Source organism: Hyphomicrobium denitrificans 1NES1, from assembly GCF_000230975.2.
Lineage (GTDB): Bacteria > Pseudomonadota > Alphaproteobacteria > Rhizobiales > Hyphomicrobiaceae > Hyphomicrobium_B > Hyphomicrobium_B denitrificans_A.
The window spans coordinates 1139886-1152250 of record NC_021172.1 but is presented as its reverse complement, the minus strand read 5'-3'; the positions used below and the strand labels follow the sequence as shown (position 1 = coordinate 1152250).

The 12365-nt window shown below is 61.8% G+C and carries 9 protein-coding genes, 1 tRNA gene and 1 pseudogene; 4 read left to right on the top strand and 7 right to left on the bottom strand.

Annotated elements, in window-relative coordinates; translation table 11 throughout:
- Positions 1-2 precede the first annotated feature (2 nt).
- Both HYPDE_RS05490 and HYPDE_RS05485 read left to right on the top strand, forming a co-directional pair.
- Positions 3-467 (top strand): molybdenum cofactor biosynthesis protein MoaE, encoded by a 465-nt coding sequence (locus HYPDE_RS05490; protein WP_015597403.1) that lies wholly within the window; start codon positions 3-5, stop codon positions 465-467.
- Positions 468-641: 174 nt separating this feature from the next.
- Positions 642-1943, top strand: a complete 1302-nt coding sequence (locus tag HYPDE_RS05485; RefSeq protein ID WP_051111975.1) for an N-acetylmuramoyl-L-alanine amidase — start codon at positions 642-644, stop codon at positions 1941-1943.
- Between the two features lie 612 nt (positions 1944-2555).
- Here HYPDE_RS05485 and HYPDE_RS05480 read toward each other — a convergent pair.
- The 3 genes from HYPDE_RS05480 to HYPDE_RS05470 form a co-directional block, all read right to left on the bottom strand.
- A complete protein-coding gene (locus HYPDE_RS05480) occupies positions 2556-3485 on the bottom strand; it encodes a diacylglycerol/lipid kinase family protein (protein ID WP_244437785.1) in 930 nt (309 codons plus the stop codon).
- Between the two features lie 128 nt (positions 3486-3613).
- Entirely contained in the window at positions 3614-4501 is an 888-nt protein-coding gene (rpoH, locus tag HYPDE_RS05475; RefSeq protein WP_015597399.1) for an RNA polymerase sigma factor RpoH, read from the bottom strand.
- 187 nt (positions 4502-4688) lie between these two features.
- A complete protein-coding gene (locus tag HYPDE_RS05470) occupies positions 4689-5735 on the bottom strand; it encodes an RluA family pseudouridine synthase (protein ID WP_015597398.1) in 1047 nt (348 codons plus the stop codon).
- A 24-nt stretch (positions 5736-5759) separates the two neighbouring features.
- Here HYPDE_RS05470 and HYPDE_RS05465 point away from each other — a divergent pair, with 24 nt between their 5' ends.
- Positions 5760-6137, top strand: a complete 378-nt coding sequence (locus HYPDE_RS05465; RefSeq protein WP_015597397.1) for a hypothetical protein — start codon at positions 5760-5762, stop codon at positions 6135-6137.
- Positions 6138-6286: 149 nt separating this feature from the next.
- Positions 6287-6362: transfer RNA gene (locus HYPDE_RS05460), tRNA-Glu, on the top strand.
- A 161-nt stretch (positions 6363-6523) separates the two neighbouring features.
- Here HYPDE_RS05460 and pqqE read toward each other — a convergent pair.
- The 4 genes and pseudogenes from pqqE to hypF all read right to left on the bottom strand — a co-directional run bounded on the left by pqqE (position 6524) and on the right by hypF (position 12363).
- Positions 6524-7675: a pyrroloquinoline quinone biosynthesis protein PqqE gene (gene pqqE, locus HYPDE_RS05455; protein ID WP_015597396.1), complete on the bottom strand. Its 1152-nt coding sequence runs from the start codon at positions 7673-7675 to the stop codon at positions 6524-6526.
- A 187-nt stretch (positions 7676-7862) separates the two neighbouring features.
- The gene (pqqC, locus tag HYPDE_RS19565; RefSeq protein ID WP_041320909.1) at positions 7863-8627 is read right to left on the bottom strand and encodes a pyrroloquinoline-quinone synthase PqqC; all 765 of its coding nucleotides are present in this window, start codon (positions 8625-8627) and stop codon (positions 7863-7865) included.
- 12 nt (positions 8628-8639) lie between these two features.
- Positions 8640-9554: pseudogene (gene pqqB, locus HYPDE_RS19560) on the bottom strand (pyrroloquinoline quinone biosynthesis protein PqqB); the annotation flags it as partial.
- Positions 9555-9972: 418 nt separating this feature from the next.
- Positions 9973-12363 (bottom strand): carbamoyltransferase HypF, encoded by a 2391-nt coding sequence (gene hypF / locus HYPDE_RS05440; RefSeq protein WP_015597393.1) that lies wholly within the window; start codon positions 12361-12363, stop codon positions 9973-9975.
- Positions 12364-12365: the final 2 nt, after the last annotated feature.

Below are 12365 nucleotides of genomic sequence, written 5' to 3'. Positions count from 1 at the left end.
CGATGGCCGTTCGTGTCAGCACCGCAGATTTCGACATCTCGGCTGAGATGGCCCGGCTGACAGCCTCAGATACAGCTATCGGCGGCGTTGCCCTATTCGTCGGAAAAGTGCGCGATCATGCCAATGGCGAAGCACTCGCCGAGCTGACCCTCGAACACTATCCCGGCATGACGGAGGCAGAGCTTGAGCGCATCGAGGCCGAAGCCCAGCGCCGGTTTCAGGTTTCTGCGTCGCTTATTGTGCATCGCGTTGGCACCCTAAAGCCTGGCGACAACATCGTTCTCGTGATCGCGTGCGCGTCCCACCGCCAGAACGCGTTCGCCGCCGCCGAATTCCTGATGGACTATTTGAAGACGCGCGCCCCCTTCTGGAAAAAGGAAGTTCTTGCGAGCGGCGAAGCCCGTTGGGTCGACGCTCGCGAAAGCGACGATATGGCCGCCGCGGCCTGGGAATCCGCGCAGGGGTAACGTCATGAATTTGCTCGGTGCGGAGGCCTCCAATCTCGCTTAACGAGAGCTTAACTGCCGCCATTCCATAACCTTAACGTCGTACCGCTCTGACCGCCAAAACGCCATCTTCCGTAGGCACACAATTGATTTGTGGCGCTTGAGGGGATGGGGCGCGCCACGGGGGAACCAGGAATGCGAAGCCCGGCACAACGAGCGATGCGCTGCGCGTTTGCAGCGGCTCTGCTCTGTGCATTCACAGGCCAGGTTGCAGCCGCCGGCGCGACCACTGAAGCACCGAAAACGGGCGACTCTCAGATCGCGATCGCCAATCCGACTCCCGACTCCAGCACGCAACCGAAAGTGCTCCGGACCCGCTTTGTCGTCGGCCTTGAGCGCAAGGTCGATTATCAGGTCTTCGCAATCTCCAATCCGAATCGCGTCGTCATTGAGCTTCCCGACATCAATATGCAGCTCCCGGCTGTCGACGCGGAAAAGCCCGTCGGTCTGGTGAGAGCCGTACGCGCCGGGCTTGCTGCACCAGGAAAAACGCGCATCGTTATCGGTGTCACGCAGCCTGTTGTCGTCGAGAGTTCGAACGTCGAACAGGACGACAAAGGTCTTGCCCGTTTGGCGATCGTCATTCGTCCGGCCGCGTCGGTCATGAGCGGCGCCGGCATGAAAGGGTTTGCGCAGCCGTCAGGGCTCGGCGCCATGGGATTGCAACCGCCCCTGCCAAGACCGGCCGAGAAACCGACGGAACGGGCGGCCAAAGCCTTCAAACCCATCATCGTGCTCGATCCGGGTCACGGTGGATACGATTCCGGTGCCGTGAAGTTCGGCACTGTCGAGAAAAACGTCGTACTGGCTTTCAGCCTTGTCTTGCGCGACCAGCTCGAGAAAACCGGCCGTTACAAAGTGCTCATGACGCGCCACGACGACACCTTCATCCCGCTCGACGATCGAACGAAATATGCCGAGCGCAACAAGGCGAATCTCTTCATCGCCATTCATGCCGATTATTCCGACAACGGCTCGCGTGCCCGCGGCGCCACCATCTACACGCTGCGCGACGGTGTCGCCAAAAATCTCGAGCGCTCGGCCAAAGGTAATGCGTCCGAAAACGTCCTGTCGCCCGAGGAAATCGATATTGTCAAAAAGGTCAGCGATGACGTCAGCGCGGTCAGGGGAATCCTGGCCGATCTCGCGGAGCGCGACCTGGAAATGACACACGAACGCACCGGCATGTTCGCGAAGACGGTGATCGAGAACATGGGTGAGAGTACGCCCATGCGGAACGAGCCAGATCAGCAGGCCGCTTTCCGCGTGCTCAAGACGGCACAGTTCCCATCCGTCCTGATCGAGCTGGCCTACGTCACCAACAAGCAAGACGCCAGCAACCTCAAATCCGATGATTGGCGCGAAAAGGTTGCGCAGTCGATTGTCTCGGCCATTGATAACTACTTCTCGCACGAGATCGCGCGTCTGCCGATGTAGACCCGCGCTTCCGGCCGGCTCGACGAAGGAGAGTCGGAAGCGCCAACAAAAAAGGCCGGCACATCTGCCGGCCTTTCTCGTTTTATCGTGGCCGGGGTTCGTCGCACGCTACCCGGCATTACCCAGTTACCTCCTACATGGAGGGTGTTTCAGGTGTTGTCGCCAGAGCAGAAACAACCAGCGCGGCTTCCTCGACAATTCGCGCGGAGCAATCCTCGCGTGGGGTCGGAGAAAATCGGCTGGCCGGCGATAGCGCTTCTGCATGAGGCACTCCATCTTCCAGATGTCCGCAGCCGCGCCGCGAGGGCGGGCTCTTCGTGGTCGGGCGGAACGCACGCATACGCTCAGCACACGGGCTCGCTGAGCGGCGCGCTAACGTCGGGTAGTCGACATCGAAGTAGCGGTAAGGGTTGGACGGGGCCGTGAAGGCGCCGAGCCTGAACCAGAGCGACGCTCCCTCGGGCAGCCCTGTCCATCGCTGCCACGCGCCGTTCAAAGTTATCTGCCGGTCCATGAGGATCCGGTTCAGAGAAGAAAAGGGCATCGACCCTTGTATCTCGCTCTGACGCTCGCACGTGTTGTAAGGGTAGACCTCACAACGCTTCACGTTTCTTAGGTTACGCGATTCGTGCGACGATTCGTGAGATCAGCAACATAGGTGTCCGGCACGATCAGACGAACGCGAGGACCATCCGCCCTCACCTCTGCCGGCGACAGGCCAGCCTCGTCGCCGTCGACTTCAAGCGACACCGTCGATTGCCTGCCTATCAGCGCGCGCTTCACAGGTAAGACATGGACCCCTCGCGGACACGTCTTCGGGTGACCCAGTCGACCCAGCGCCAGCGACACCGCGCTCGCCGCAATCGCAAAGCGCGAGCGTGCTTCGATCACCACCGCAATCAGGCCGTCGCGGCCGACACCCGTCTCTCGCGTCAGCACGAACGAACCGCCGTAGCGGCTCGCGAACGACAGGATCAGCCAGCTCGCCTCGAACCGCCGCCCATCCAATTCGACGTCAAAATGCTGGACGCCTTCCGCGAATGTCCTGAGAACCGGATACCCGTATGCGCCACGCCCGAGCGCTCTTTTGGTGCGATAGTTGAGGCGAGCGACGATGCGGGCATCGAACCCGGCACCGACCATCAGAAAAAATGGCGAGTCATTGATTGTGCCGCCGTGCACGCCGATCTCTGATCCTTCGAGCAAAACGTGCGCCACATCAGACGCGCGCCTCGAAAGACCGATCTCGTGTGCAATGACATTGCCGGTGCCGAGCGGCACGATACCGACCGGGAGATCGCTTTCGGCGGCGCCCGTAGCCACGGCGCGGAAAGTCCCGTCACCGCCCGCGGCAATCACGGCATCGCAAATGCCCCGCCGTCCCGCATCTGCCACGCGCTCGGCAGCTTCGGCCGAATTGCGGGCAGCCAGCTGAAAGATATCGGCACCGCGCGCCTGCATACCGGCGAGAACGCCATCGAGAAGCCGCGGGATCGCGACACCAGCTGTTGAATTGAAGACGAGAGCGAACCGGCGGCGCATGAGGAGGGGCATTGAATACGATTATGGCGGCACCGTCTGGTGCCGCCATGCTTCATAAGCGAATTTGTCGGTAAGCGCCCCGGCTGGCCGCGTCAAGAAACAAACGGACGGATGGCCGCCCCGCAGGGTCAGGCGGCCGGAGCTTCAGCCCGCCGTGCGTTCGAAGTTACGGCCTTCTGAACCTTCTCGAAGGCGCGAACCTCGATCTGTCGAATGCGTTCGCGACTGACTCCGAACTCCGCCGACAGCTCCTCGAGCGTCGCCGGCTCCTCGGCCAGACGCCGTTGCTCGAAGACGCGCCGTTCGCGGTCATTCAGGACCGACATGGCCGAAGAGAGATACGACTTGCGCCGCTGCAGTTCCTCATCCTCGACGAGCCGGTCTTCTTGCGTCGGCGTATCGTCGACGAGCCAATCCTGCCATTCGCCGGATTCGGACTCGGCACGGATCGGTGCGTTGAGCGAAGCATCACCACCGAGACGGCGGTTCATGCTCACGACATCCTCTTCAGGAACGCCGAGCTTCGTCGCGATCGCCTTGACCTGATCCGGCCGCAGATCGCCGTCGTCAAGCGCCTGCAACTGGCTCTTGGCGCGCCGCAGATTGAAGAAGAGCTTCTTCTGCGCCGCAGTGGTGCCCATCTTCACGAGGCTCCACGAGCGCAAAATGTACTCTTGAATGGACGCACGTATCCACCACATCGCATAGGTGGCGAGACGAAAGCCCTTCTCGGGGTCGAAGCGCTTCACCGCCTGCATGAGGCCGACATTGCCTTCGGAGATGACTTCGCCGATGGGGAGGCCATAGCCGCGGTACCCCATCGCAATGCGGGCGACGAGACGCAGATGCGACGTCACCAGTTTCTCGGCGGCGTCGGAATCCTGATGCTGCTGCCAGCGCTTGGCCAGCATGTACTCTTCGTCGGGTGCAAGCATCGGAAACTTGCGGATTTCCTCAAGATACCGCGAGAGGCCGAGCGAACCGCCTGCCAGTGTCGGAAGACCTTTTGTAGCCATAAGCCCTCTACGGACCTTCACCCGCCCTGGCGGTACAGTCCGTCGCTCCCTTGATGTCATGGGAGTCTATATTCGTGCCCCCCACGCCACACGTTACATAGTAGTTAAATCCCGGAAATCATCGGGGGTTCCCGCCACGACGGTTTGAGCGTCGCGTGATCGGCTTAACGGCTGATTGCCACACCCCTTACAAACGTTTCTTGTTTGCTTTTTCCGTCGGCCGGAATGCCGCCTCGAGGCGCCGAAGATCTTCCGGTAGTTCGCTGTTAAATTTGAGCTTTTTCCCCGTGGACGGGTGCTCGAAGTGGAGCGTCTCGGCGTGCAGTGCCTGGCGCGCCAAAGCGGAGGCTTCGGCACGCGCCGCAGGCTTCAGTGACGCAAGCCGCGTCTTGAAGCCGCTGCCATAAACAGCATCCCCCAAAATCGGATGACCGATATGCGCGAGGTGCACCCTGATCTGGTGTGTACGTCCTGTCTCGAGAACAAGACGAACGAGCGAAACGTCGCCAGTGGGCCGATCGCCGGGAAAGGTCTTCAGCACTTCATAATGCGTCGTCGCCGAACGGCCCGCCTCCCCGCGCACGACAGCGATCTTCGTACGGTTGGCTTGACTCCGGCCGAGACGCGCATCGATCGACCCTTTGGGACGAGGTAACTTACCCCATACGAACGCGAGATAGCTGCGGTACAGCCGGCCGTCGCGGCCATGGCTTTTAAACTGCTCCGCCAACCCCTGATGCGCCGCGTCGTTTTTTGCGATGACCAGCAGACCCGACGTATCCTTGTCGAGTCGGTGCACGATGCCCGGCCGCTTGATCCCACCGATGCCGGATAGGCTGTCGCCGCAGTGCGCGATGAGCGCGTTGACCAAAGTTCCCGAGGCGTGCCCCGCAGCCGGATGCACGACCAATCCCGCGGGTTTGTCGATGACGATCAGGTCGGCATCTTCGTAAACGATGGCAAGCGGTAAATTTTCGCCTTCGACCTCAGACGGGCTCGGCGGCGGAAGCGCAATTCTATAGGTAACGCCCGGTTTGACCGGCGCCCGGGCCTCTCGTATCGTTCCACCGTTGCTGACATAACCGCCGTGAATCAGCGCCTGGATGCGCGCGCGGCTTAAGCTCTCGATTCTGTCCGCCAGCCAGCGATCGACGCGCTGACCGGCGTCTTCAGGACCCGCAGTCAGTTCGATCGTATCCTGCGATTTCGTGTTATTTGGCACGATCAGAAGCATTGAGAAGAAAGAAGCACGATCACAATGACCAACGGTGAGCCAGCCTCGTCCGATGTGATGCGCGAACAGCGCCTGCAGCGCAACCTTAAGATCGTAGTCCTTGGGTTAGGGTCGCTGATCCTTATAGGACTTGGCGCCGTCATCGTGAAAGTGACCGGGCTCGCGACCACGCCGTCGTCGGGAGGTCAAGGGGTCCCAAGCATCAGCGCCGCCTGGCGCGCTGCCGGAACCGTGACGCTGGAAATCCCGAAGGGGTCCAGAGTTGTATCCATCTCGCTCTCCGGAAATCGACTGGCCGTCCAGCATGAAGGGCCCCAGGGAACAGGTATTACCATCCTCGACCTCAATACGGGTCGACGCGTTGTCGACGTCAAGCCGATCGAGGCTTTGCCGAAGAACTAGAGACTATGGAAAAGCCGCACCGGCAACAAACTCTCTACCCAGTCGCGCCCGCGCCCCCGCGCACGCGTTTTTCAACTTGCATGGGCCTAGCGGCTGTTTTCGGGGTTGATCGAATGCCGCCGACCGATTACACGTCGGGGCTTGCGCCGGCCCCGTTCGTCTAGTGGCCCAGGACACCCGCCTCTCACGTGGGCAACAGGGGTTCGAGTCCCCTACGGGGCGCCAGCTTCCCATTGATATCGCAGCGCGTTTCCGGCCGGATTTCGCAGAAATTCGATCGAGATGATCGATGCGAATGCGAGAGGCGCACAGAGCTGATCAGGTCGTCCGGCAGGAAAGGCTGATTGGCGCCGAGCCGCCATCAAGACCATGAGGGTGCGCAGACTTCATGCCTGCCGAATGCGCCGATAGATAAACGGTGGGGACGGCGCCGCGGCCTCCCTTTCGGCGATAGTGACGAAGTCCTTGTGCCAGGCGGACAGCTCGCATGCCGGGTCAGCATTTGCTGGGTCTCCCGTGAATGCCAGAGCTTGGCAGCGGCAACCGCCCCAGTCGATCTCGCGCCTTTCGCAGGAGCGGCACGGCTCCTTCATCCAGGAAGTGCCGCGGAATTTCTGGAATGCCGGACCGTTAAGCCAGATCTCCGCCAACGGTTTCTGCCGAACGTTATCGATTTCCAATCCCGGGATCGTCTCGCAGGCATGGCAGGGCAGAACCTTTCCCGTCGGCGTGATGTCGATGAGGCTCCTGCCCCATCCGCTCATGCAGGGTTTCGGGCGCACGGCGTAATGGTCATGCGCCACGACGTCGAAGAGCAGGATACCCTTCAGCCGTTGCTGAGCTTCCTTCGCAATCTCGAGAGAGCGCATGAACTGGGCACGGGTCGGAATGAGCGCCGCCCGGTTCTTCAAAGCCCAGGCGTAGTACTGCACGTTGGCCACCTCGATGCGCCCGGCGCCCATTTCGACTGCGAAGTCGATGAGCGCGGGCAGATTTTCGATGTTGTGGCGGTGGACGACGACATTGATCGTGAGTGGCAGGCCGAGTTCCTTGACCCATCGCGCCACCTGGCGCTTCTTTTCGAAGCCGCCCTTGTACGCCGAGATGAACTCAGCGTTCCTCTCGTCGACATCCTGAATCGAGAGCTGCACATGGTCGAGCCCGATATCGGCCATCTGCATCAGGCGATCGCGGGACAGCGTGACTCCCGATGTGATGAGGTTCGTATAGAGGCCCACCTTGACCGCAGTCCCCAGAATCAACTCGAGATCCTGGCGTACACACGGCTCGCCACCGGAGAGGTGCAATTGGAGAACTCCGAGGTCGGCGGCCTGCTTCAGGACGTCCTGCCACTCCGACGTCGAAAGCTCCTCCCTAACCCCGCTCATTTCGAGGGGGTTCGAGCAATAGGGACATTGCAGCGGACAGCGATACGTGAGCTCGGCGAGAAGGCCGATGGGAGCGCGAGGACGCTCGCACACCTCAGCCGGATCGCACGCAGCTTCTGTGCCCGTGCGAACATTGGCGGCGTCATCCATCATAGCGGCCTCCTTCTCCCATCATCGTCAGGCCGTCATCCACCTGCTCGGGTGGATCCTGAAGCATCGAGAGTCCCGTATCAGGTTGGCGGCAGCCGCCAACCCCGATCATCTACACGTCTCAGGCGCTCTCGCTCACACAGATCTGGCTGTCGAAGCGATTCCCCACCACTCGGCGGTCAAGCCGTCACATGCCCTCTGGACGATAGGCTCCCGGCGGAATGAGCCCGTCGACATACGCCAGTTGCAGGGCGTCGAGCTGAGCCCACAGTACGTCGCACTTGAATTTGACGGCATCCACACACCCTTGCTGCAACTCGCGCGTGCGAGCGTTTTCCTTTACGAACTGGAGCGCAAAGGTTGCGTCTCGCGGCGCCTGCGACAGCCGCCGTTTGAAATAGGCCATGACCTCGTCGTTCACGAACGTGTAGTTGGCAAGCATGCCGGCAATGCGTTCGCGATGAATCGAAGGGGCGAAGAGCTCGGTCAGCGAGGAGGCCGCAGCGACGACGAGCGGCTGCTCGACTACAAAGCGGACATAGGCTTCGACTGCAAAGCGCGTCGCTGGCAGTGCTCCCTGCATGCTCATGACGTACTCGCGATCGAGCCCCAGGCAATCCGTCAGCTTAAGCCAGCGCTCGATACCGCCGAGTTCTTCGGGCGGAAGCCCGTCGTGGTCATGAATGCGATGGATCCACTCGCGGCGCAAATCCCGATCGTGGACCCGACTCATGAACGCGGCGTCCTTGCGCGGGATGGCTTCCTGATAGCAGTACCGGTTGAGCGCCCACGCGGCGACCTGCGCCTTGCTCATCTTTCCGCCGTGCAGCGCCTTATGGAACGGATGCAGGTCGTGATAGCGCGCAGGCCCAACAGCCCGAATCTGAGCTTCGAATTCCTCCTGACTCCATGGGGCATCAGTAATCTCGAACTTCCTGACGAACTCGTTCATTTCAACCTCCATTCCGTCATAGCCGATCTCCCATCCGGCCGCCTCGGTCGCAGCCCGCTCAGGGGACCGCTCATTCAGCACCGGGTTGGAATTGTTGATGTGCACGTAAATCTTTCGAGCGACGTTCATGTCCTCGAACGCCGCGATGGAGCCTTCCGGACCCGAAATGGAAATGTGGCCCATGCGCTTCCCGGTCTTATCGAGAAGGCCTGCATCGATCATCTCAGTGTCCCGGTAAAGCGTACCGTCGAAGAACACGAGCGCAGCATTCTCAAGCCGCTCGCGCAGCGGCGCATCAAGGTGCGAACAACCGGGAATGTAGAAGAACGACGCGCCGCTTTCCGGATCGCGGATCTTCAGGCCGACGGTGTCACCCGTCTCCGTCCCAAACTCTGGACCGGCGGCGCAGTCCTCAAGATAGAGGGCGATCTTTCCCGGTACGGCGAAAGCCTCGACCTTCAGTCCGAGCTCTCCTTCCGGTCCCGAGATTGCGATCTCTTGCTCGAGCGGCATGATCTCGCGCCTGACGAGACTCGGCGCCAGGATGTTGAAGATCGAGTTGGATCGGATGACGCTCTGGACCCGATCAGTTGCATAGACGACGAGCGGCTCGGCCTCCCGAAGATCGATCAGGCCTGCGATGTGATCGACATCGCCGTTGGTAACTATTACCGACTTGATCGGGCTGCCTCTGAGCCTGCCGTCTGGAGTAGTGCGCAACGCAGGCACGGCGGCAATCTGCTGGCGGAGGTCAGGAGAGGCATTCAGAAGCACCCATTCCTTTCCGGTGCGGCTTACCGCGAGCGACGACTGGGTTCGCGGCGTGAAGCCAAGCTTGCCCGCTTTAGCGGCGGTGCAATTCGGACAGCCGCAATTCCACTGCGGGAAGCCACCTCCTGCAGAGGAGCCAAGAATTCTGACCAACATTTCTCTAGCGTCTCGTTCAGGTCACAGCCGAAGCATCGACATGCAAATGATGCGGAGGGAATGTGTTTCGTGGCTCATCACGCAGGACATTCGCAGGGAGCGACGGCTGCTGCTTGATTGAGATCAATCTCAAGCTCACAATGCGAGCACAGACGATAACGAATGCGCGAGATGGTCTTAAGCTCCATCTGTTACACATTGGGATGGGCGTACAATCCGTTTCGCGGAATTCCTGCCGACGCGGCGCGAGCTTCAAGAGGCATGATCAAAGTGATGTTCGATCCTGACCCGTCCCGTCGACCGGCTTTGTCCGCTTCTGGAGGCGTTGCGGCGATGCTTAGCCCGGGTTGAAAACAGCCACCATGTCCGCTGATCGTCACTATACGGTCATTCCCGAGAGGACAGCCCGTCGCAAGGCCTAACTCCCCGCCTTATCCCTTCCGATAATCTCGCGCGCTGCGGCGATCACCGCCTGCCCCAGCGAAAGCCCCCCGTCGTTGGCCGGGAAGCGTCGTGGCTTCAGCACAAGCAGACCTGCGTCGCGCAGCAACTGTGCAACAGCCCCGAGCAGGATGCGGTTCTGGAACACGCCGCCCGAGAGCGCGACAGTTTCCACGCCGTGCCGTGCCGCAAGCTGGCACGCAGCCCTGCCCACCGCCTTAGCAAGGCCGATATGGAACCGCGCAGCGATGATCTCGCGCGCCGTCCCATCTGCAAGATCGCGGAGGAGCGCTGTCCACATCGCCCGCCAGCCGATAAGAAGCGGCGCGCCCTCCTCAATATCGCAGGGGTAGCCATCGCCCGCCGAGCCGAGCCCGCGCTCCGCGAGCGCCTCGATCTCGATGGCCGCCTGACCTTCATAGGAAGTGGCCTCGGCATACACGCCGAGCACCGCGGCAACTGCATCGAACACGCGCCCCGCTGAACTCGAAAGCGGCGAATTGAGCTTCGTCGCAATCATGCGCCGGAGCTGATCCACGGGCTTCTCCCGAAGCAGCCGCGTGATTGCGAAATCGGGGTAGCGTTCGGCCACGCGCTCCCAGCCCATGACCTGCTCAATATGGGCGAACGCATTGCGCCACGGCTCACGCATGGCCTTGGCGCCGCCCAAGAGGGGCACGGGCTCGAACGACGCGAGCCGTTCGTAACGCGTGTAGTCGCATAGTAGGAATTCCCCGCCCCATAGCCCGCCGTCATCGCCGAGGCCGAGCCCGTCGAGAACGACGCCGAGAACAGGACGCGTGGAGACCGGCACGCCGTGCTCCGCAAGGCACGCCGCTACATGCGCATGATGGTGCTGCACCGCGATGAGACGAGCGCCCTCATCGAAGGCAATGGAACGGCCCCACTGGGTCGAGAGATAGTCCGGATGCCGATCGACGGCGACGGCATCCGGTGTAAACGCGAACAGACGGCGATAGAGGTCGAGGGCCGCGCGAAAATCGGAATGCGTGGCTGCTTCTTCGAGATCACCGATATGTTGGGACACGATCGCTTCGCCACCGCGCACGAGGCAGAATGTGCTCTTGAGCTCGGCGCCCATGGCGAGCACGCGGGGCGCAGCGGCAAAGCCTTCGGGCAGCCGTATAGGTTCCGGCGCAAAACCGCGCGCCCGGCGCAGGAGCACCGGCGCCCCATCGATGCGGCGTAGAACGGAATCGTCGAGGCGGTTCACGATGTCCCGGTCGTGCATCAGCCAATAATCAGCGACTCCTTTGAGTTTCATTCGCGCCGCATCATTCTGCGTGCATTGCGGCTCGTCACTGAGATTCCCGGAGGTGAGCACGATCGGCCGCGCGAGATCCCGCATCAGCAAATGGTGCAGGGGCGTATAAGGCAGCATGAACCCGAGCGTCGATTGACCCGGCGCTACGCCCGGCGCAAGAAGTTCCCCTGCCGTCGCGGCATCGAAGATCACGATAGGCCCGGCAGAGCTTTCGAGCGAACGCGCCTCCTCCACCGTCACGTCCGCATAGGCGCGCACCATGGCGGTGTCGCGCGCCATAAGCGCGAAGGGTTTGTGATAGCGGCGTTTGCGTGTCCGGAGCTGGTCGACGGCCTCGGCGTTCGCCGCATCGCAGGCGAGCTGGAAGCCGCCGATCCCCTTGATGGCGACAATGAAGCCGGCACGGATCAGGCGCACGGCCGCTGCGACAGCATCCTCGCCGCGCTCAAGGGCAAGCTCCCGGCCACGTACATCCTCGAGCCAAACGCGCGGGCCGCAGACCGGGCAAGCATTGGGTTCAGCATGAAAGCGCCGGTCGCCGGGATCTTCGTACTCGGCGCGGCAATCCTCGCACATCGGGAACGCCACCATCGACGTCGAGGCGCGGTCGTAGGGAATGGCGCGAACGATGGAGAGCCGGGGTCCGCAATGCGTACAGTTGGTGAAGGGATAGCGGTAGCGGCGGTTCGACGGATCCTGCACCTCGGCGCGGCAATCCGGACAGGTGGCCGCATCCGCGACGATGCCGGTTGTTATGGTTCCAGCCTCGCTTGCAACGATGCGAAACCCGTGCTGTGGCTCGCTTCCGCCAAGGAGCATCCGCTCTATGCCGTCGATGCGCGCCAGCGGCGGGCGCTCCTCAACGAGCGCATCCCCGAAACGCGCCAGCGATCGAGGCGATCCCCAGGCGCGGATGAGCACACCCTCGCCATCGTTCAAGACTTCGCCCGACAGCTCGAATTTGCGCGCCAGCCGCCACACGGTTGGACGAAAGCCAACGCCTTGCACGAGGCCCCGCACGCGCAGCGCGACACCGATCACCTCTTCGTCCTGATCCGTGGCACGGTTGGCTTCGATCACCATCC

Coding starts and splice junctions, on each gene's coding strand:
- rpoH (WP_015597399.1), bottom strand. CDS start 4,501: ATGGCTACAAAAGGTCTTCCGACACTGGCAGGCGGTTCGCTCGGCCTC.
- HYPDE_RS05485 (WP_051111975.1), top strand. CDS start 642: ATGCGAAGCCCGGCACAACGAGCGATGCGCTGCGCGTTTGCAGCGGCT.
- HYPDE_RS05480 (WP_244437785.1), bottom strand. CDS start 3,485: ATGCGCCGCCGGTTCGCTCTCGTCTTCAATTCAACAGCTGGTGTCGCG.
- pqqC (WP_041320909.1), bottom strand. CDS start 8,627: ATGAACGAGTTCGTCAGGAAGTTCGAGATTACTGATGCCCCATGGAGT.
- pqqE (WP_015597396.1), bottom strand. CDS start 7,675: ATGGATGACGCCGCCAATGTTCGCACGGGCACAGAAGCTGCGTGCGAT.
- HYPDE_RS05470 (WP_015597398.1), bottom strand. CDS start 5,735: ATGCTTCTGATCGTGCCAAATAACACGAAATCGCAGGATACGATCGAA.
- hypF (WP_015597393.1), bottom strand. CDS start 12,363: ATGGTGATCGAAGCCAACCGTGCCACGGATCAGGACGAAGAGGTGATC.
- HYPDE_RS05465 (WP_015597397.1), top strand. CDS start 5,760: ATGACCAACGGTGAGCCAGCCTCGTCCGATGTGATGCGCGAACAGCGC.
- HYPDE_RS05490 (WP_015597403.1), top strand. CDS start 3: ATGGCCGTTCGTGTCAGCACCGCAGATTTCGACATCTCGGCTGAGATG.